Annotated in this window: 13 protein-coding genes; 10 read left to right on the top strand and 3 right to left on the bottom strand. The window is 72.1% G+C overall.

Translation table 11 applies throughout. From position 1 onward, the window contains the following. Positions 1 to 25: 25 nt before the first annotated feature. The 8 genes from BKA24_RS03165 to BKA24_RS03130 all read left to right on the top strand — a co-directional run bounded on the left by BKA24_RS03165 (position 26) and on the right by BKA24_RS03130 (position 9,657). Positions 26 to 1,024: a LacI family DNA-binding transcriptional regulator gene (locus tag BKA24_RS03165; RefSeq protein WP_184214986.1), complete on the top strand. Its 999-nt coding sequence runs from the start codon at positions 26 to 28 to the stop codon at positions 1,022 to 1,024. A 90-nt stretch (positions 1,025 to 1,114) separates the two neighbouring features. Continuing rightward, positions 1,115 to 2,449, top strand: a complete 1,335-nt coding sequence (locus BKA24_RS03160) for a Gfo/Idh/MocA family protein (protein WP_184214983.1) — start codon at positions 1,115 to 1,117, stop codon at positions 2,447 to 2,449. Continuing rightward, positions 2,446 to 3,408 carry an NAD-dependent epimerase/dehydratase family protein gene (locus BKA24_RS03155; protein ID WP_184214980.1) on the top strand — a complete coding sequence of 321 codons (963 nt, stop codon included), beginning with the start codon at positions 2,446 to 2,448 and terminating at the stop codon, positions 3,406 to 3,408. Before BKA24_RS03160 ends, BKA24_RS03155 begins: the two co-directional genes overlap by 4 nt. After that, a complete protein-coding gene (locus tag BKA24_RS03150; RefSeq protein WP_184214977.1) occupies positions 3,405 to 4,304 on the top strand; it encodes a 5-dehydro-4-deoxyglucarate dehydratase in 900 nt (299 codons plus the stop codon). The genes BKA24_RS03155 and BKA24_RS03150 overlap by 4 nt, the downstream gene beginning before the upstream one ends. Continuing rightward, positions 4,301 to 5,374: an enolase C-terminal domain-like protein gene (locus BKA24_RS03145; RefSeq protein ID WP_184214974.1), complete on the top strand. Its 1,074-nt coding sequence runs from the start codon at positions 4,301 to 4,303 to the stop codon at positions 5,372 to 5,374. Before BKA24_RS03150 ends, BKA24_RS03145 begins: the two co-directional genes overlap by 4 nt. A gap of 24 nt (positions 5,375 to 5,398) precedes the next feature. After that, positions 5,399 to 6,847, top strand: a complete 1,449-nt coding sequence (locus tag BKA24_RS03140; RefSeq protein WP_184214971.1) for an aldehyde dehydrogenase (NADP(+)) — start codon at positions 5,399 to 5,401, stop codon at positions 6,845 to 6,847. A 93-nt stretch (positions 6,848 to 6,940) separates the two neighbouring features. Beyond that, entirely contained in the window at positions 6,941 to 8,692 is a 1,752-nt protein-coding gene (locus BKA24_RS03135) for a beta-galactosidase (RefSeq protein WP_184214968.1), read from the top strand. Then, positions 8,692 to 9,657, top strand: coding sequence for a serine hydrolase domain-containing protein (locus BKA24_RS03130; RefSeq protein WP_184214965.1), 966 nt, complete (start codon positions 8,692 to 8,694; stop codon positions 9,655 to 9,657). Before BKA24_RS03135 ends, BKA24_RS03130 begins: the two co-directional genes overlap by 1 nt. Before the next feature lie 167 nt (positions 9,658 to 9,824). Here the strand turns inward: BKA24_RS03130 and BKA24_RS03125 are convergent, their stop codons facing one another. Together BKA24_RS03125 and BKA24_RS03120 are read right to left on the bottom strand one after the other, a co-directional pair. Further along, complete coding sequence (locus tag BKA24_RS03125; protein ID WP_184214962.1) at positions 9,825 to 12,041, bottom strand: beta-galactosidase; 2,217 nt, start codon at positions 12,039 to 12,041, stop codon at positions 9,825 to 9,827. Positions 12,042 to 12,360: 319 nt separating this feature from the next. Continuing rightward, positions 12,361 to 13,299, bottom strand: coding sequence for an AraC family transcriptional regulator (locus BKA24_RS03120; protein WP_246366993.1), 939 nt, complete (start codon positions 13,297 to 13,299; stop codon positions 12,361 to 12,363). Positions 13,300 to 13,351: 52 nt separating this feature from the next. Here BKA24_RS03120 and BKA24_RS03115 point away from each other — a divergent pair, with 52 nt between their 5' ends. Both BKA24_RS03115 and BKA24_RS03110 read left to right on the top strand, forming a co-directional pair. After that, a complete protein-coding gene (locus tag BKA24_RS03115) occupies positions 13,352 to 16,585 on the top strand; it encodes a DUF5107 domain-containing protein (protein ID WP_184220355.1) in 3,234 nt (1,077 codons plus the stop codon). After that, entirely contained in the window at positions 16,582 to 17,886 is a 1,305-nt protein-coding gene (locus BKA24_RS03110; protein WP_184214959.1) for a cellulase-like family protein, read from the top strand. Before BKA24_RS03115 ends, BKA24_RS03110 begins: the two co-directional genes overlap by 4 nt. Before the next feature lie 205 nt (positions 17,887 to 18,091). On the opposite strand, the gene BKA24_RS03105 is transcribed toward BKA24_RS03110, so the two are convergent. Continuing rightward, positions 18,092 to 20,410, bottom strand: coding sequence for a rhamnogalacturonan lyase family protein (locus BKA24_RS03105; protein ID WP_184214956.1), 2,319 nt, complete (start codon positions 20,408 to 20,410; stop codon positions 18,092 to 18,094). Between the last annotated feature and the right edge of the window lie 294 nt (positions 20,411 to 20,704).

The raw sequence follows: 20,704 nt of genomic DNA, 5'->3' as shown, positions 1-20,704 counted from the left end.
GACCCTCCCGACGAGCGGAGCACGCATGGCACGGTCCGCCCGCGCGACCATCACGCAGGTCGCTCGCACCGCCGGCGTGTCCCTCTCGACCGTGTCGAGGGTCATGAACGGCAACCCGACGGTCGACGCCGCACTCGCCGAGCGGGTGCGCGAGGTCGCAGCGGAGCTCGGCTACAGCGCCAACCCGCTCGCCCGGTCGCTGGTGCTCGGACGCACCCAGACGGTCGCGGTCGTCATTCCCGACCTCGCGAACCCCACCTTCCAGTCCATCCTCCGCGGGCTCAGCCGCGCGGCATCCGACGACGGCTTCCACGTCCTCATCGCCGACACCGCCGAACAGGTCGCCGAGGAGGCGACGCTCGCCACGGCGACCCGACGCCGCACCGACGGCGTGATCCTCTGCGCACCGCGCATGCCTGCCGACGACCTCGCCGCGCTCCTGCCGTCACTGTCGCCGGTCGTGGTGGTGAACCGGCCGCCCCAGGAGGCCACACCCACCGTCGCCGCGGACTACCGCGTGGGGATGGCGCAGCTCGTGCAGCACGTCTACGACCTGGGTCACCGGCGGGTCGCGTACCTCGCCGGCGTCGTCGGCAGCGCGTCAGGAGCGGCCCGACGGAGCGCGCTCGACGAGGCGCTCACGGCGCACCCCGACCTCGAGATCATCGAGATCGCCTCCGGCGTCGACTTCGACAGCGGCGCGGGCTCTGCCGACGCGGTGATGGCGGCGGACGTCACCGCGGTCCTGGCCTTCAACGACCTCGTCGCGATGGGGCTGCTGTCGGCTGTCGGCGATCGCGGCATCCGTGTGCCCGAAGACCTGTCGATCGCCGGGTTCGACGACATCCCGTTCGCCCGCTACACGACTCCGCCATTGACGACGGCGGCGGTGCCCGGGCTCGAGCTGGGCCAGGAGGCCTGGCAGGCGATGAGCGCGCTGCTCGAGGGGCGGGATGCCGCGACTTCGACGGTGCGCGATCCCGCGCTCGTCGTGCGCGGCAGCACCGGGCCGCGCCCGTCCTGACCCGTCACGCGATCGCCGCCTCCGGCGACGGCGTGCTACAGTCGCCACACCCGAGAAAACGTTTCCTGACCCGCTCGTGAAAGGTCCCCCATGTCGCGCACGCGCTACGCCCTCGTCGGAGCAGGCCATCGCGCCCAGATGTACGTCGACGCGATCAGCGAGACCTACACCGAACGCGCCGAGCTCGTCGCGATCTGCGAGCCCAACCCCGTGCGCGCCCAGGTGTACGTCGATCTCGTCGTCTCGCGGGGACTGCCCGCCCCCGCGGTCTTCACCCCCGATCAGCTCGAGCAGCTCATCGCCGACGAGAAGATCGACCGCGTCATCATCTGCTCGCGCGACGACACCCACGCCGAGATGATCGTGCGCGCACTGCACGCCGGAGCCGACGTCGTGGTCGAAAAGCCGCTCACGATCGACGCCGAGAAGGCCGCCGCGATCGAAGCCGCCGTGGCCCAGACCGGGCGCGAGGTGGTCCTGACCTTCAACTACCGGTACGCGCCGCGCAACAGCACACTCCGCCAGGTGATCGCCGAGGGGCACATCGGGCAGGTCACCTCCGTCGAGTTCACGTGGCTGCTCGACACCCACCACGGAGCCGACTACTTCCGCCGCTGGCACCGCGAGAAGGAGCACTCCGGCGGCCTCCTCGTCCACAAGTCGAGCCACCACTTCGACCTCGTGAACTGGTGGATCGGCCAGCGCCCCCAGCGCGTCTTCGCGTCGGGTGGCCTGCGCTTCTATGGCGCCGAGAACGCCTCGGCTCGCGGCCTCGTTGACCGCCCCGCGCGCGGGACCCACGACGGCGAGCGCGACCCGTTCGAGCTCGACCTCCGCGGCGACGCGAGGCTCACCGCCCTGTACCTCGACGCTGAGGGGCACGACGGCTACCTGCGCGATCGCGACGTGTTCGGCGAGGGCATCAGCATCGAGGACAACCTCGCCCTGATCGTCGACTACTCCGGCGGCGCGACCCTGTCGTACTCGTTGAACGCGCACGCTCCGTGGGAGGGCTATCGCGTCGCCGTCAACGGCACCGAGGGCCGGGTCGAGCTCGACGTCGTCGAACGCGGCGCCGTCCTCATCGGCGACGGACTCCATCCGGTCGTCGACCCCAGCGCCACCGACGCCGGTGACACGTCGAGCATCCGGCCGGTCGGCGACCGCCTCGTGCTGCAGCGGCACTGGAGCGAGGCCGTGGAGATCCCCATCGAAGGCGGCGGCGAAGCGCACGGCGGGGGCGACGTCCTCCTCCTCGACGATGTCTTCGCCGGGCCGGTGAACGACCCGCTCGGCCGGCCTGCCGACTGGACCGACGGGGTGCGATCGATCGCCGTCGGCATCGCCGGCAACCAGTCGCTCGCCACCGGCTCCGCGATCCGCGTCGCCGACCTCGGCGTGAAGATGCTCGCGAGCGATTCGTGACCCGCATCGCCGTCACCGGCGGAGCCGGACGCCTGGGACGCACCCTCGTCTCGGGTCTCGCGGCGCGCGGCCACGACGTCATCTCCCTCGACCGCGCGCGGGCCGCAGCGCTCGACGTCGACGGCGTCGAGCAGGTCGCCATCGACCTCCTCGATGCGGATGCCACGGCGAACGCCCTCGCCGCTGCCCGTGTCGACGCGCTCATCCATCTCGCCGCGATCGCGGTGCCCTTCAGCGCTCCCGAAGACGTCATCATGCGCACCAACACGGGACTGGCCGTCTCTGTGCTCGACGGCGCGATCCGGGCGGGGATCGGACGCATCGTGGCGGCATCCAGCCCCACCGTCCTCGGGTACGGGAACCCGAGCGGCTGGCTGCCGGAACGGTTCCCGCTCGACGAGGAGACCGCGCCTCGTCCGTGGAACGCCTACGCCCTGTCGAAGCTCATGATCGAGCAGACCCTCGCGATGCTGCAGGCGCGCACCGGCGACGCCGTCCGCTACGCCGCCTTCCGTCCCTGTTACGTGATCGCCCCGGAGGAGTGGGCGGGGGTTCCGACCCAGCAGGGCCACACCGTCCGCGAGCGACTCGCCGACCCGGCGCTGTCCGCGCCCGCGCTGTTCAACTACGTCGACGCGCGTGACGTCACGGCCTTCGCTGACACCCTCCTCGCCGCGCTCCCCGACATCCGAAACGGCGAGACCTTCTTCGTCGGCGCCGACGACGCACTCGCAACGCGTCCGCTCGCCGAGCTGCTTCCCCGGTTCGTCCCGGGGTCGGAGGCGCCGGCGGCCGCCCTCACCGGCACCTCCCCCGCTTTCTCCACCGCCAAGGCGGCACGCGTGCTGGGATGGCGCCCCGCCTACCGCTGGCGCGACCAGCTCCCCGACGTGGCCGCCGCGGCATCCGCCCCTCTCCCGGCGACCGCCGCCGCCGATCGAAAGGACGTGCCGGTATGAACTTCGACGGCATCCTCTTCTTCCCCGTCACCACCTTCGACGGGTCGGGAACCGTCGACGTCGACCTGCTGCAGCAGCACGTCGCCGCCGGTGTCGCGGCCGGCGCGGGTGGCGTGTTCCCCGCCTGCGGCACCGGCGAGTACCACGCGCTCTCCGCCGCGGAGTCTGCGCTCGTCGTCCGCACCGCCGTCGACACGGTCGCCGGGCGCGTGCCCGTCGTCGCGGGCGCCGGCGGACCCCTCGGCCATGCCATCGACACGGCGCGCTCGGCGGCGGATGCCGGTGCCGACGCGCTCCTCGTGATGCCGCCGTACCTGGTCGGCGCGCCCCAGGCGGGCCTCGTCGCCTACGTCGAGGCGATCGCCGCGGCATCCGACCTGCCGGTCATCGTCTATCACCGCGCCAACGCCGTCTTCGCCCCCGCGACGATGCGCGAGCTCGCGGGGAACCCGCGCGTGGTCGGGTTCAAGGACGGGCTGGGCGACATCGGGGCGACGCAGCTGATCGTCCGCGCGGTCGCGCAGACCGGACGGGAGGACTTCGCGTTCTTCAACGGCCTGCTGACCGCCGAGCTGACGCAGGGCGCGTACCGGGGCATCGGCGTGCCGCTGTACTCGTCGGCCGCCTTCGCGATGATCCCCGACGTCGCGAACGCGTACTACCGCGCGTACGTCGACGGCGACGAGGCGCGCCGGATGGCGATCCTCGACGGCTTCTACGCACCGCTCGTCGCGCTCCGCGACGAGGCGCCCGGCTTCGGCGTCTCGCTGATCAAGGCGGGCCTGCGGCTGGAGGGGATGCCGGTGGGCTCCGTTCGCGCTCCGCTCGTCGACCCGACGCCCTCCCAGGAGGAGCGCCTCGGCGAGATCCTCGCCGCGGGTCGCGCACTGCTGTGACGACGATCGCCTCGTTCGACGCCCGCCTGATCCGGGTGCCGTTGACGCGCCCGTGGGCCGCGGACGTCACCTCGGTCGGCGTCATCGCGACCCACGTGGTGCGCTCGGACGGCGCCGAGGGGTGGGGCTTCTCGTGGACACCGCAGATCGGCGCCGAGGCGGTGCTGGCGCTGCTGCAGCATGACATCCCGGCCTTCGCGGTGGGGCGAACGGTCGAGCCACGCGACCTGTGGCCGCAGCTCTGGCGCCACCTCCACGAGGCGGGCGGTGGCGGTCTGACGACGATCGCCATGGCCGGACTCGACCTCGCGCTGTGGGATGCCGCGGCGCGCGGCGCCGACGCGTCGATCGCCGACCTGCTCGGCAGACGCCGCAGCGTGGCACGCTCCTACGGCAGCGGCATCAACCTGCACTACGAGCTCGACGACCTGCTCGCGCAGGCGCAGCGCTGGGTGGATGCGGGTTTCGACGCCGTGAAGATGAAGGTCGGCAGCCCCGACCTGGCGCGCGACATCGAGCGCGTTGCCGCGGTGCGCGATGTCATCGGACCGAACCGGGCGCTGATGATCGACGCCAACCAGCGCTGGGACCTCGATCGCGCGACGGGCGCGGTGGAAGCACTCGCCGGCAGCGGCATCGCGTGGATCGAAGAGCCCTTGCGCGCCGACGACCTGGCCAGCCACGCCGAGCTCGCACGACGCCTTCGCGGCGGCTGCGGTGTCCCGATCGCGCTCGGAGAGAACCTCCACACGCGGTTCCGGTTCGATGACTTCGTGCGCTCGGGCGCTGCGGCCATCGTTCAGCCGAACGTGGTCCGCGTGGGCGGGATCACCCCGTTCCTCGAGATCGCCGGGGACGCGCACCGGGCGGGGGTGGAGCTCCATCCGCATCTGCTCCCCGAGCTGTCGGGCCAGCTCGCGATGGTCCTCGAACAGGACGTGCTCGTCGAGGACATCGAGGACGCCTCTTTCGGCGGACTCGGCGCGCTGCTCGACCCCTCTCCCGTCGACATCGCCGACGGCTCGCTCACCGAGACCCCGCACCGGGGCCTCGGGCTCCGCTTCACCTGATCAGACCGCACCGGAAGGACGGCGATGACCACCTCGCTCGAAGAACTGAACCGACTGACGGAGGCCGCCGCGGCCGCCGCCCCGATCTGGCGCTCCTCGTCGGCGGATGATCGCGCGGCCTGGCTGGGCGCCGTCGCCGACGCGCTCGACGCGCATGCCGACGAACTCGTCGAGATCGCCGACCGCGAGACCCGGCTGGGCGTCACGCGTCTGCGCGGCGAGGTCGGTCGCACGACGGGGCAGCTCCGTCTGTTCGCCGCGGTCGTCCGCGAGGGTTCGTATCTCGAGCTCACTGTCGACGACGCGGCTCCGGATGCCACGCCTCCCCGGCCCGAGCTGCGACGCCTGCTCGTGGGAGTGGGCCCGGTCGCCGTCTTCTCGGCGTCGAACTTCCCGTTCGCGTTCTCGGTCTGCGGCGGTGACACCGCGTCGGCTCTCGCCGCCGGCAACCCGGTCATCGTCAAGGCGCATTCGGGGCATGTGGAGCTGTCCCGCCGGACAGCGGTGATCGCGGCGGAGGCGCTGACCGCCGCGGGCGCGCCGGAGGGCTCCCTCGCGCTCATCGAAGGGCGGGAGGCGGGCAACGCCCTCGTCGGCCATCCCACCGTGCAGGCCGCCGGGTTCACCGGATCGCTCTCGGGCGGGCGCGCCCTGTTCGACCTCGCCTCGCGGCGCCCCGACCCGATCCCGTTCTACGGCGAGCTGGGCAGCGTCAATCCGGTGGTGATCACCGCCGCGGCCGCCGCCGCGCGAGGCGAAGGCCTCGCCACCGGGCTCGTGGCGTCCTTCACCCTCGGCGCCGGACAGTTCTGCACCAAGCCGGGCGTTGTGTTCATCCCTGCCGGCGGGGGTATCGAGGACGCGGTGGCGGACGCGGTTCCGACCGCTCCCGGCGGACCGCTGCTCACCGATCGCATCACGGCCGCGTTCCCCGACGGCATCCGGAGCCTGCTGGCCGACTCGTCGGTCGAGATCCTCGCGCACGGCGCCGAGACGACCGACGGGGCTCGGCCGGTGGTGCTGACGACGGATGCCGCGGCCGTCGCCGCCCGGCCGGACGTGCTGGCCGAGGAGGTCTTCGGCCCGGTGACGCTGCTCGTGCGCTACACCGACGGCGCTGACCTCCACGCCGCCCTCGCCGCCGTGCCCGGGAGCCTCACCGCGACTCTGCACAGCGAGGCGGATGAGGACGTGACGCGGACGCTCGAGCTCCTCCAGGATCGGGCGGGGCGCGTCCTGTTCGCCGGCTGGCCGACCGGGGTCGCAGTGACGTGGTCGCAGCAGCACGGCGGGCCGTGGCCGGCGACGACGTCGCTCCACACCTCCGTGGGCGCGACGGCGATCCGTCGCTTCCTCCGCCCCGTCGTGTACCAGGACGCGCCGGAGGCCCTGCTGCCGGCACCCCTTCGGAACGAGGCGCTCACCGCACTCCCGCACCGCCGGAACGGTGTGCTGCGGGTGCCGTCGGTCTGACGGGGCCGGAACGGGGCATGCGGGTCGCATCGTCGCGGCATCCGGTTCGGAAAGCGCTTCCCGGTGGCTTAGGATCTCGCTAGGGTGGGGCGGGTGACTTCCCGCTTCGCCATCGGCGAGACCGACTTCCTCCTCGACGGTCAGCCGCACCGGATCATCTCCGGCGCCCTGCATTACCCCCGCGTACACCCCGACCTCTGGCGCGACCGGATCCGCAAAGCGCGGCTCATGGGGCTGAACGCGATCGAGACCTACGTCATGTGGAACGCACACGAGCCCGTCCAGGGACAATGGGATGCCACCGGCGCGCTCGACCTCGGCCGCTTCCTCGACATCGTCGCGGAAGAGGGGATGCACGCGATCGTCCGTCCCGGCCCGTACGTGTGCGCCGAATGGCACGGCGGCGGCCTGCCGACCTGGCTGACCTCCGACCGCGACCTGCGGCTGCGCAGCTCCGACCCGCGCTATCTCGAAGCGGTGACCTCGTACCTCGAGAAGGTCAACGCGATCGTCGCGCCCCGACAGATCGACGCCGGCGGCTCGGTCATCCTCGTGCAGATCGAGAACGAGTACGGCGCCTACGGATCGGACAAGGACTACCTCGCCGAACTCATCCGCGTCACCCGCGCCGGCGGCATCACGGTCCCGCTGACGCAGGTCGACCAGCCCATCCCCCACATGCTGGAAGGCGGTGCGCACGAAGGGCTCCACAAGACCGGCTCGTTCGGCGGACGCATCGACGAACGGCTCGCCGTGCTGCGCGAGCACCAGCCGACCGGGCCGCTGATGTGCATGGAGTTCTGGTGCGGCTGGTTCGACCACTGGGGCGAGAAGCACCACACCACGACCTTCGCCGACTCCGCCGCCGACCTCGACCGCCTCCTGGCCGCCGGTGCATCCGTGAACATCTACATGGTCCACGGCGGAACGAACTTCGGGCTGACCGCGGGCGCCAACGACTCCGGCCGGTACCTGCCCATGGTCACGAGCTACGACTACGACTCACCCATCTCGGAGGCGGGCGACATCACCGAGAAGTTCCGAGCCTTCCGCGACGTCATCGCGAAGCACGCCCCGGTGCCCGACGAGCCCCTGCCCGAGCCGGTCGACGCACCGACCCCGACAGTGCGGCTCGAGGCCGTGGCGTCGCCCCTCGACCTCGTCGCCACGAGCCGCGAGGAGTTCGCGGCGCCGCCGACGATGGACGAGCTCGGAGCCGACGTGGTCCTCGTCGAGTACCGCGTCGACGCGCCGCTCGACCGCCCTGCGGTCCTGCGCGCCGAGGTGCGCGATCACGCCTGGGTGCGGCGGGACGGAAACCTCGTCGGCCGGCTGCAGCGGACGCTCGGCGACGACACCCTCGTCGTCCCCGCCGGCGGCGAGCTCAGCCTGCTGGTCGAGGAGACCGGGCGCGTCAACTACGACACGAAGATCGGCGAACCGAAGGGCCTCATCGGCGACGTGCAGCTCGACGGCGCACCCGTCACCGGCCCGTGGCAGGTGCGGACGATCGACGTCCCCGCCCTGGCGGTCGCCGTCACCGCCGCGGACGCGAACCCGCTGGACGGCCCCGCCGTGGGCCCGGTCGGGCTCCGCGGCGCCTTCGAGCTGGCGGCATCCGCCGATCTGTTCCTCGACACCCGCGGGTGGGGCAAGGGCTACGCGTGGGTCAACGGCTTCTTCCTCGGACGGTACTGGCGACGCGGCCCGCAGCGCACGCTCTACGTCCCGGGCCCGGTGACGCGCGCCGGGGCGAACCAGATGGTCATCGTCGAACTCGAAGAGACCGCCGATCCGACGGCGCGCTTCCTCGCGCGCCCCGACCTGGGACACGAGGTGGAGTGATGGCCTACGCCGCTGCATTCGATCTGGTCGCACGCCACGTCGCGGAGGGTCGACTGCCCTCCGCGGTGCTGGGCGTGGCGACCGCCGAGGGCACGATCGCCCTCGACGCCTTCGGCGCCGACACGGCCGACCGGTATCCGCTGTTCTCGATCACGAAACCGCTCGTCGGCATCGCGGCGGCGCGCGCCGTCGAGTGGGGGCTGCTCACGGCGGAGACGCCACTGTCGGCCGCGATTCCGGGATTCGATGGCGACCGTGAAGACGTCGTGCGCCTTCGCCACCTCGTCTCGCACACCGTCGGGATCGCCGACCCGCCGCTCGATTCCGCCATCCCGCTGCGCACCGAGCTCACCACGCGCGGACGGGATTTCGCTCCGGGAGCGGCTTCGCGCTACTCCACCCTCGCCTTCGAAGGCATCGCCGCGCTGCTCGAGCACACCACCGGCCTCACCTGGGATGCCGCCGTCGCGGAGTGGAGTGGGGAGCTCGGCGCGACCGGGCTCAGCCTCGACCACGCCGACGCGGCGACCATCGTCGACGCCGCCGAGGCGGGCGTCGACATGGAGCGCTTCCGCGCGGCGAAGAACCCGGGCGCAGGGCTCGCCGGCCGCGCCGACGACCTGCTGCGGCTGGGAAGCGCACTGCTGCGCATCGGCACGGGCGAGACCGGCGGCATCCTGCAGCCGGCGACGCTCGCGATGATGCGCCGACCGATCACCGGCGACATCCCGCGCCTCGAGCCCTACGTCGCCTCGCGGGGCCAGGACTGGGGCTTCACCTGGAACCTCCGCACGCGCGCGCCCGGCCTCATCGACCAGGACGTCTACGGCCACGGCGGGTGGGCCGGGACGGAGTTCTGGGTGCACCCCTCCGCGGGCATCGCCTGGGTGCTCCTCACCAACCGCGCCCTCCGCACCGGCGTCGACCTCGACGCGCTCGACAACGCGATCGTCTCCGGGCGCTGAGGGGTCGGGCGCGCGCCGCCGCGCCGCGCCGCGCCGCGCCATCGAAAGCGTGCGTTCGTGCCGAAAGCGCCGCTTACAGCGCGTCAAGAGCGTGCGCGCTCGGCACGAGGGAGCGCTTTCGCGCTGACGTGCGGGTGTCGGTTCGCTGCCGCCCTGCGGGGCGCAGCTCAGCCGACCTGCGCCTCCGCGCTCGACTCGGCGCGGGCTGAGACGACCGCGGCCCCGGCGGGCGGCGCCGCCGGGAAGTACACCGGCGCCGACGGCGGGGCGGGCAGGATCTCGATTCGTAGCTCGACGGCGTCGCCGCGCGCCTCCGCCGGGATCCGCCACGGCCGACCCGTCCAAGCCGCGTCCGAGACGAGGCGTTCGCCCGACCACGCCCGCGCCACATCACCGTGCCACTCGATCACCCACGACCGGTCGTCTCCCGGCCGCACCGGCATCCGCACGACGGCGGCAGCCGACCAGTCACGGGGGACCGACGCCCGCCCCGACTCGCCATATGTGCCCGCGGGTGGGTCTCCCGCGCCATGCTCGATCGTCCAGTCCAGCTCCTCCGCAGGGGATGCCGCGACCTCCAGCGACTGCCACCCGACATCCGTCAGCACCTCGGCGCGGGCGGTCTCGGCGCCCGCCCATCGGATCACGCCGTCGGCGGTGACGACCGCGCCCGGCGCCCACACCAGCCGGCCGTCGACCACGGTGGCGGCGTCGGCATCGGGTTCCTCGAGGATCAGCACCCGGGCGCGAACCTGTCCGTCGCGGCGCAGCGCGAACCAGCGTCCGCGGCCCGGGACGTCTTCCGCCTCGGCGGTGGCGTCCGCCTCCAGGCGGGCCGGGATGCCGTCGGTCGCCGCCGCCACGAGCAGCGGCGCGCCCTGCCAGTCGAGCTCGGCCACCGGCTGGGCGGTGAGCCACGCCAGCGTCACATCGCCGAGCGGCAGCCCGAAGGGCCATGCGAACGACGCTCCCGAGGGGACGTCTACGGGCGGGAACGCGACCTCGGTGGCATCCGTGGTCACGACGAACCGCACGTCGCGGTGCTCAGGCAAGGCCACGTGCGGCTGCCGATTGACGACGAAGACGAAGCCCGTGACCCCGTCGGAACGCACCGACCAGCGCAGCCCGGTGACATCGGGCGTGTCGACGGCACCCGCGGGGAAGGATGCCGGCATGTCTGCGAGCGCGCTCCCCCATCGCTGCAGCAGGTGGTGCTGACGACGGAGGGCGAACCAGCTCGGCCGTACCGCCCCGTCGACCTGCACCGGCGCGCCGAAGTCGTACGACAGCTCGACGAAGTCGTTGGGCGATCCGGTCTCGTGGGACTCCTGCAGGTCGCGGCGCGGATTGACGCCGTCCGCATACATGTAGAAGCCCTGCCACACACTGCCCGAGGCGAGCTTGGCGAGCGCGAGGGCGGCGACGTCTTCGGCGGGGACGTCCAGCCGGCGGTGATACGCCGAGGTCATGCCGGCACCCAGCTCGCACGTCGCGAAGGGATACGGCTCCGCGGGGGTGGTCACTGCGCCCGCGGCATCCACTGCGCCTGCGGCATCCACTGCGCCTGCGGCATCCACTGCGCCCGCGGCATCCACTGCACCTGCGGCATCCACTGCCCGATGATCGGCGCCGATCGAGTCGTCGTCACGGCGCGGTGACGGGTAGAAGTTCGAGAAGCTGCGCAGATCCGGGCCGGCATCGGCATCCACCCAGAACGATTCGGGGTAGCCGCCGTAGACCGGAAAGAATCCGTTCGGCACCTGTGCCGCGCCCCATGCCGTCGCCGTCCAGATCGGGGCCGCGAATCCGTGCCGTTCGGCCATGTGCCGCAGGCGGGCCAGGTGGGCCGCTCCGTCGTAGAGCTCGTTGTCGACCTGCACCGAGAAGAGCGGGATGCCGGCGACCTCGGCGGCGAGCCGCGCGTACCAGGCATCGACGATCGCGAGATAGTCGGGATCGTTCGTCCGCAGCGCGAGACCCCAGCCGGCGAGCCAATCCGGGAGCCCGCCGTGCCGCGCCTCGGCGTGCGCGTACGGTCCGATCCGGAGGATGACTCCGAGGCCCACGTCGATCGCGGTCTCGGCGAAGCTGCGCAGATCGAGTCCATCCGAGAAGTCGATCTCGCCCCGCACCGGCTCGTGGTGATTCCACAGCACGTAGGTGGAGACGTGGGTGAGACCACCTGCTCTCGCGGCCTCGAGCACGGCCCGCCATCGCCGTCGGGGCACGCGCGAGTAGTGAACCTCTCCCGAGACCGGGAAGATCGCGTGACCGTCACGGCGGATCGCGCGTGTCGTGACGGAGACGGCCGACGCGGCCGTCGGGGTGACATCAGCGACATCGGCGGGGGCGGGCCTCGTCACGGTCACGTGGTGGTGCGGCATCGGATCTCCATCGACTCGGGCGGGAAAGCGTCATCCGAGCCTACGAGGGACGGATGCCGCAGCAGCGAGCACCCGCGAATCGTCCATGCTCACCCCCGCATCCACCATGCCGCGTCTTGCCGCCGGTTTCGTGGCCGGCGCGGCTTGCCACTGAGAGCGCCGCGTTGTGCCGAACGCGCCGGCTTGTGCGCGGCAGTACCCGGCGCTCTCGACACCAACGCACGCGCTCGACGCCCGCCCCGCGCTGCAGCGCTTCTGGCGCGCAGACCTCACCGCCGGCGCCACCAAGGGGTGAAGGACGCCGCGGCGCGGCATCCACTCACCCTTTTCGGTGCTCGCGGTAGGCCGTCGGCGCCATGCCGTGCGTGAGGCGGAACCGGCGCGAGAAGTAGAACGGGTCGTCCATGCCGACGCGGCGGCCGATCTCGGCGACGGGGAGGTCGGTGGTGTCGAGCAGCTGCCGCGCCCGCGCCATCTTCAGCGCGAGGTGGTGCGCGACGACGCCGCCGCCGGTCGCCTCGCGGAAGAGCGAGGCCAGGTGCGACGGCGACACCCCGACCATCGCGGCGAGCTCAGGGACGTGGACGCTCCCGTCGACGCGGTCCTCGAGATAGCGGAGCGCGCGCTCGAGCGGGGTGCCGTGCTCGGGCAGCAGCCGGTCGACGGCGAGCTGGGTGAGGAGCCGCCACGCCATGCCGGACGTCGCAACCAGACGCGCGGGCGTCGTGTCGCGCTCGAGCGACGTCGAGATCTCGTCGAGCATCGCCGTCACCCGGTCGGCTCCGCGCAGCGACAGCGTCACGCGCGCCGGTGAGATGTCGGCTGCGTCGAGCAGCTCCGCGACGTCGGAACCGCGCACATGGCACCACCAGATCGTCCAGGGGTCATCCGCGGACGCACCGTAGGAATGAGGGATGCCGCCGGGCAGCACGATCGCGGTCGACGAGCCGACGCGCGTGCGCTGTCCACCCGCCTCGACCCACCCGCTGCCGTCGACGCAGACGATCACGATGGTCTCGGCCGCGCCGTTCGGGCGGTGGCGCCCATGGTCGGCGGCGCGTGGGAAGTAGCCTGCATCCGTCACGACGATCCGACGCGTGACCGGTCTGAGCAATGCCGCCTCGACGAGCGGTCGCGGGACGACGCTCAACCTCTGCCGCTCGAAGCCTTCCGCCCGTTCCACGACCCCATCCTGCCACGCAGCGGCCACCGCGTCGCTGACCATCGGATCGTCCAGGCCCACGCGGCGATCGGGCATGGAGCGCCGACCCCTCCGACCGTAGATTCGCCTCGTGACCGACGACGACACCCTGCCCCGCCGCGCCACGAGCCGGATCGACCTGCCTGCTGCGCCGGCCGACCAGCAGGCGATCCTCGACGCCGGTGGTGTGGCCTGCTGGGCGGACGATGTCGAGATCGACACGTACGAGCCCGGCGCTCCCGACCCGTACCCGGCGTTCCTCGAACGGCGCGTCTACCAGGGCTCGAGCGGGAGGGTGTACCCGCTGCCGATGACCGAGACGATCTCGCACGCCAAGCGCCCGCGCTTGTGGCGCGCGATCCACCTCGAGAACGCCTACGTCCGGTTGATGCTCCTCCCCGAGATCGGCGGCCGCATCCACATCGGCTACGACAAGGTCGCCGGCTACGACTTCTTCTACCGGAACAACGTCATCAAGCCCGCGCTCGTCGGGCTCGCCGGCCCCTGGATGTCGGGCGGTGTCGAGTTCAACTGGCCGCAGCACCACCGCCCCGCGACGTTCCTGCCGGTCGATTCGCGCATCGAGCGCGAGCGCGACGGCGGGGTCGTCGTCTGGCACAGCGATCTCGATCCGCTCCAGCGGATGCGTGGGCTCCACGGCATCCGACTCCGTCCGGGCTCGTCGCTCATCGAGCTCGACGCGCGCCTGCACAACCGCACCGACGTGCCGCAGACCTTCCTCTGGTGGGCGAACGTCGCCGCGCGCTCGCACGAGCGGTACCAATCGTTCTTCCCCGACGACGTCCGGTTCGTCGCCGACCACGCCCGCCGCGCGATCACAGCCTTCCCGCGCGCCGACCGTCCGTATTACGGCGTCGATTACCCGGCCCTCGCCGCCGAGCGACCTGACGCCGACCGCATCGACGTCTACAGCAACATCCCGGTGCCGACCTCGTACATGATCACCGACACCGCCGACGCGTTCTTCGGCGGCTACGACCACGACGCCGACGCCGGTTTCGTCCATTGGGCAGACCCCGCACTCTCGCCCGGCAAGAAGCAGTGGACATGGGGCGACGGTCCGATCGGCCGCGTCTGGGACGACCAGCTCACCGACACCGACGGCCCGTACGTCGAGCTCATGGCGGGCGTCTACACCGACAACCAGCCCGACTTCGCCTGGCTCGTCCCCGGCGAGACGAAGACGTTCCGGCAGTACTGGTACCCGATCCACGCGACCGGTCCGGTGCGGCAGGCGACGACGGATGCCGCGGTGTCGGTGTCCGGTTCACGCGTCTCCGCGATCGCCACCAGCGCGTTCGACGCCCGCATCACGATCACCCTGGTCGACGGCTCGACGATCGACTCGGCGACGCCGCTCGGACCGGACGCACCATGGGCCACCGAGGTGGCCGGCGAGGTCGTCGGGGTGACCGTCCGCGCGGACGACCGCGAGCTCGTCGCCTGGCGCCAGCGCGAAGAGGACGCCGGGGAACCGTGGGTCGCCACGGCACCGCCGCAGCCGACCGAGATCGACGCGGCCGACGAGCTGTACGCGACCGCGATGCACCTCATCCAGTACCGGCATCCGACCCGGTCGCCGCTGCCGTACCTCGGCGAGCTGCTCCGCCGCGACCCGGGCGACATCCGCGCCCGCACCGCGCTCGGCGCGTGGCACCTGCACCGCGGCGCGTACACCGCCGCGCGGGAGCACCTCGAGATCGCGGTGGCGCGGGAGACCCGCCGCAACCTCAACCCCCGCGACGGCGAGGCGCACGCGCTGCTCGCGCTCGTCCTCGAGCGGCTCGGCGACGCCGCCGGCGCCGACCGCCGGTGGGGCCGCGCCGGATGGAACGCCGTGTGGGCGGCGCCGGCGGCGCTCGGACGCGCGCGCATCGCGCTCCGGGCCGGACGGCCGGGCGACGCACTGCAGCTCGCCGAGAGCGCGGCATCCATTCCCGAGGCGCAGCGGGTGCGGGTCTTCGCACTCCGCGCACTCGGTCGGGACGTAGAGGCCCGCGAGGCGCTCGACGCGCTCGTCGCGGCCGACCCGCTCGACCCCGTGACGATGCTGCTCGCCGGATCGGGCACGCCGGTCGACCCGCGCACCGCGCTCGATGCGGGCGCGGAGTTCGCCCGAGTCGGCGCATGGCGCGAGGCGCTCGAGGTGACGGCGACGACGGCGACAGGGCCCGCCGGGTTCGGCAACGTCGAACCCACGCGCCGCCTCCTGCGCGCAGCATGGGCGGATGCCCTCGGCGACGCCGGCACAGCGGCGACCGAGCGTGCGGCGGCCGACGCGCTCGACCTGGACGGGGCGTTCCCCGCCGGCCTCGACCAGTACGACGCATTGGTCACCGGTGCAGCACGGGGGTCGATCGCGGCGGCGAGCCTGCTGGGCTCGTGGCTCATCGATGCCGGGCGCGACGCCGACGCCCGCGAGGCGCTCCAGCGGGCGGTCGACGGTGGTGCGGCCGACCCCGTCACCCTCCGGAACCTCGCACTCGCGACGGTGCGCGCGGGCGGGGATCCCGCCGACGCCGCCGACCTCTACGAGCGGACGCTCCACGCCCGCGTCGATGGACGGCTCGTCCTCGAGCGCGACCTCGTCGCACAGCTGATGGGGACGGATGCCGCGACCCGACTGACCCTGATCGAGCGGCACCGCGATGTCATCCCGGCGCGCGACGACCTGTCCGTCGTGCACGTCGGACTGCTTCTCGACGCCGGGCACATAGACGAGGCGTGGGCCATCGTGACGACGCGCACGTTCCGCGCGTTCGAGGGCGGCGAGGGTGTCGTCCTGGCCGCTTACGACCGGGCCGCGTGCGCCGTCGCGCGGCGGCTGCTCGCCGTCGGCGACGCCGCCGCGGCGGTGGGTCTGCTCGAGGCGGGCATCGCTGCACCGGCGAACCTCGGCGAGGGGCGGCATCCGTCGGTCCCGCTCGCCGAACGGCTGGTCCTCCTCGGCGACGCACGCCGTCTTGTCGGCGATGCGCCGGGAGCGGATGCCGCGTGGCAGGCCGCCCGCGCTGCGACGCCGCTCGCGGTCGCGCCGCGACCCGCGGACGCCGCGACGTACTGGATCGGCGTCGCGCACACCCGGCTCGGCGAGCGCGAGCTGGCGGCCGCCGCCTGGGACGCCCTCGACGCGCGGGCCGCCGAGATCGACGCGGCGCCCGACGCCGTGGACTACTTCGCGACCTCACTCCCGGAACTGCTCGTGTTCGATCTCGACACCCCCGAGCGTCGCCGCGCGCACGCCGAGGCGCTGCGCGCTCTCGCTGTGCAGGGTCGCGCGGATGCGGCATCCGTGACAGCACCCGAGAGGATGGACGCATGACCGAGCGCTACCTGGGTTCCGGCACCGTCGCCGCCGACAGGAGCGGTCTCACCGGTCCGGTTCCGGCGCACCTGCCGGAGCGCCTGGCCATCACGCTGTGGGACTTCTCCTGGTACACCCGCGCCGGCCACGGCGATGTCTACGCCGACCTGGATGCCGCGTGCGCCGACGCCGCCGCGCTCGGCTACAACGCGATCCGCATCTGCGCGGCGCCGATGCTGCTGTTCGGCGGGCTCGGGCTCGACGACCTCGCCCGGGACCTCGACGTCGAGGGGCTGGGCGCCGCGCCCGGCGGCGGGTACTACGGGCAACGGACCCGCTGGTACGACACCCCGGGCGGCTACCGGATCGACCTGCTCGCGCACCTCGCCGCGCTGTTCGTCGCCGCCGAGCGGCACGGGCTCGTGCTGATCCTCGCGAGCTGGGAGTACCAGCAGTCGCCGTCGTTCGCGCGGTCGCCGCGGTGGTTCGAGGCGATCGACGCCGTCCCGCTTGCCGAGCGCTACCGGGCACTGGCCGACGCCTGGGACCGGATGCTCGAGTGGATCGATGCGCAGGGGTTCCGCGACCTCGTTGCGCTGGTCGAGCTGCACAACGAGGTCGACTTCTCGATCCTGCCGGCGCTGGAGGACGGCGGTGCCGACGAGGTGGCGCGCCTGCGATCGCGGCATCCAGACCTTCTGATCACCGCCAGCTACGGCAAGCCTCCGCACCTCGCGATGCACCGGGTGCCGGATGGGCTCGGCGCCGCGCAGTTCCACGTGTACAGCTACGGGGTGCTCGACGCCCTGCAGCAGCGGATCGACATCCGGTCGGAGGGGACCGAGGGGTTCCCGAATGCGGAACTGCGGGCGCTGCTCCTGCCGGACGCGCCGACGCCCGCCGAGTACGGCCGACCCGCCGACTGGAAGCTGCGGGCGACCGTCGTGACGAATCAGATGATCTACGGGTACGACTGGGTCGACGTCGAAGCCTGGGACGCCTGGCTCGACGCGGAGTATCCGCGGTACGCCGAGGTGATGCGCCGCGAGATCGAGTCCCGCGTGATCGCGATCGCGGAGTGGGCGCGCTGGCAGGGTGTCCCGGCGCTCGTCGGCGAGGGCTGGGTCGGGTACACGCCCCTGCACGGCACGTTCGAGGAGGGTGAGATCGGTCGCGGCCTCGCCGAACACGGCATCCGCACCGCTCTCGACCACGGCGCGTGGGGTGTCGTCCCCTGCTCGAACGCAGCGCCGCACCACCCCATGTGGCAGCTGCGCGACTGGCAGCGCGAGGTCAACGCCCTCGTCCGCGGCAACTGAGCCCTTTCCACCCCGTCGACATCATGTCCTCTCGCCGAAGCGACACGATGTGCGCGCGCACGTCGTGTGCGTTCAGTGAGAGGACATGATCCGGACAGCGGATGCCGCGCACGCGAGTGCGCACGCTCGTGCCGAACGCGCCCACTGTTGCCCTCCAACAGCGGGCGCGTTCGGCATCAGGCGGCGCGCTCGGCGAAGGCCGGGCTCAGCGCCCGCGCTTCGACCCGAGCGGCACGTCCTCGAAGGACATGTCCGACGCCAGGTAGAAGTCCGTGTACGCGGGCTGGTTGTATGTCGTCTGCTGACGCGCGATCTCGGCCCGGTACTGCACGTCGTGCATGAGCGTGTAGAGCTTGTGCTCCGTCGGCTCGGTCGAGACGTAGATGCGCAGCGCCGACGAGTCCGCCGTCCGCACGAGCAGCTCCTCGCGCCAGTCACCCAGGACGTCGGCGACGAGCGACGGGTTGCCCTTCGTGCCGTTGTTCGTGAGGGTGCCGGATGCCGTGAGCACGGTGCCCCGCGTCCAGTCATCGATCGTTGGCGTCACCGTCTGCGCGCCGTTCACGATCTGCGTCGTGAGGTCGCCGGCCCACCGGATCGACATGTTCGTGCCCGGGTTGGTGGACTGGAGCACGTCGCCGGAGGCGGAGAGGAGCCCGGAGGCATCCGTTCCGGCGGGCATGCTCGACCAGACCTCGACACCGTCGACGTCGGGCCGCACGTCGCCGACCATTCCGCGTCCGGTGTCGCGGCCGGAGTACGCCCCGAACAGCACCTCGCCGGTCGCGGCATCCCGCATCGCCGTGCCGTACGGCGCGTACGCGCCGCCCTCGTGGACCGTGAAGATCTCCTTGCCGGGTCGGTTCGGGTCGAAGTCGCCCACGTGCATCGCGTCGCCGTGGCCGAGGCGCACGTTCTCGCCGGGCGTCGCACTGCCTGCGGGCATCGTGTCGAACGAGGAGTAGAGCAGGCTGCCGTCGTCGTCGAGGGTCGCGGATCCGTAGACGATCTCCTGCTTGCCGTCGCCGTCGACGTCGGCGGCGCTCAGGCTGTGGAAGCCCTGCGTCGTGAGGGTGCCGTACTCGGGGTCGGTGCCGTCGCGCCCGTGCGGGCCGTCGTTGAACGGGTTCGTCATCGGCACGTGGCCGCTGTCGACGAACCAGCGCTTCGTGAGGTGCTTGCCGTTCCAGTCGTAGGTCGCGACGGTCGAGCGCGTGTAGTACCCGCGGGCGAAGACGGCCGAAGGACGCTGACCGTCGAGGTAGGCGACGCCCGAGAGGAAGCGATCGACGCGGTTGCCCGGCTCGATCCGCGACATCGCGTAGTCACCCCAGAGCAGGCCGTCGTCACCGCGGCCCGGCTCGTAGCGGACGGTCTCGAGCTCCTTGCCGGTCTTGCCCTCGAACACCGTGAGGTACTCGGGACCGTCGACGATGAAGCCCTCGAAGTTGCGCAGCACGTTGCGCGCCGACCGCGACGGCGCGTAGACGTCGATGAAGTAGTCGACGAGCTCTTCGGCGTCGGCGCGGCTCAGCGGGTAGTCGTACTGCGGCTCGGCGCCGAGCGCCTCTTCGATCGTGGCGGGCCACTGACCCGACACGACCTCTTCGCGCTCCGACCAGCCCTCGAAGACGCCCGCGAGGTGGGCCGCATAGTCCTGGGCGCTCATCCGGTAGTCGTCGGCGTGGGAGTAGCCGGCCTTGCGGTCGGCCTTCGGCATGGTGACGAACTCGGCCTTCTTCGCCTTGCCCTTCTTGAACTCCGTGCTCTTCGTACCCGGCGCCGTCTTCATCATGATCTCGGCCTTGCCGTTCCCGTCGAAGTCGTAGACGAGGAATTGCGTGTAGTGCGCGCCGGCGCGGATGTTCACACCCAGGTCGATGCGGTTCAGCAGCGTGCCGTCGAGCTCGTACGTGTCGATGTAGACCGGGCCGGTGTAGCCGACCTGCGAGACGTCCTTCGAGTTCGACGGGTCCCACTTGACGACGTATTCGTACGCGCCGTCGCCGTCCACGTCGCCGACGGAGACGTCGTTCGCGGAGTACGTGTACGCCTCGCCGGCGGGGGTGACCCCATCGGCGGGCTTGGTGAGCGGGATGTCGAGGAACGGCGACCCCTGCACCGTGACCTTCTCGGAGGGCTTGCCCTCGCGCTTTCCCTGCAGCGGCGAGACGGTGTAGCGCGAGCGCTCCGTGCCGTCCGGGTCGACGTACGTGGTCGAGTCGGTGACGGTCGCGATGCGCTTGCCGTCGCGCTTCACGACGAAGTCGGTGCCGGTGAGCCCGGTGGCCGACGCGCCGGTCGCCTCGCTCTTGAACAGGCGCCAGGTGAGGTGGATGCCGTCGTCTCCCGGGAGCGCGACGAGACCGCGATCGAGCTTCTCCAGCTGCGGCGATGCCGCGGGCTTCGGCTTGCCGGGGCCGTGTCCCGGCTGTGCCATCGCGGCCTGGGCCGGGATGACGAGGGCCGCCGCGGCGAGCGCGGCGACCACGGATGTACGGACGGGTCTTCTCATCGGATTCACTTTCGGTCGTTCATCATCGAACTTCGGAATGCGCTTTCCCCAGTCGCCGATTCCGAGCCTAGATCCGGTTGTGAATCGTGTCAATGGATGCCGCGGCCCATACCGCCCCGCGGGCGGCGGCACCGCCCACGCCTCCAGGTGGCAGGACACGCCGCATCGCGCGCGGCGAAGCGACAATAGCTGCCACCTGAACGCGGGAGCTGGGCACAAGCGGCGCTCGACAGTGAGCGCCGCGCTGCGCGCGATCGCGCGAGCGCGCGTCAGCCCACTTTCGCGACGCCTGAGCGGGCGCCC

This window comes from Microbacterium marinum, from assembly GCF_014204835.1.
In the GTDB taxonomy this organism is placed as follows: domain Bacteria; phylum Actinomycetota; class Actinomycetes; order Actinomycetales; family Microbacteriaceae; genus Microbacterium; species Microbacterium marinum.
Note: the sequence above shows the minus strand (reverse complement) of the source record. Positions and strands in the feature narration are given on the sequence as shown.

Excerpts from the sequence above, each read along its gene's own strand:
- BKA24_RS03165 (WP_184214986.1), top strand. The coding sequence starts at position 26 with ATGGCACGGTCCGCCCGCGCGACCATCACGCAGGTCGCTCGCACCGCC.
- BKA24_RS03160 (WP_184214983.1), top strand. The coding sequence starts at position 1,115 with ATGTCGCGCACGCGCTACGCCCTCGTCGGAGCAGGCCATCGCGCCCAG.
- BKA24_RS03150 (WP_184214977.1), top strand. The coding sequence starts at position 3,405 with ATGAACTTCGACGGCATCCTCTTCTTCCCCGTCACCACCTTCGACGGG.
- BKA24_RS03140 (WP_184214971.1), top strand. The coding sequence starts at position 5,399 with ATGACCACCTCGCTCGAAGAACTGAACCGACTGACGGAGGCCGCCGCG.
- BKA24_RS03130 (WP_184214965.1), top strand. The coding sequence starts at position 8,692 with ATGGCCTACGCCGCTGCATTCGATCTGGTCGCACGCCACGTCGCGGAG.
- BKA24_RS03125 (WP_184214962.1), bottom strand. The coding sequence starts at position 12,041 with ATGCCGCACCACCACGTGACCGTGACGAGGCCCGCCCCCGCCGATGTC.
- BKA24_RS03120 (WP_246366993.1), bottom strand. The coding sequence starts at position 13,299 with ATGCCCGATCGCCGCGTGGGCCTGGACGATCCGATGGTCAGCGACGCG.
- BKA24_RS03110 (WP_184214959.1), top strand. The coding sequence starts at position 16,582 with ATGACCGAGCGCTACCTGGGTTCCGGCACCGTCGCCGCCGACAGGAGC.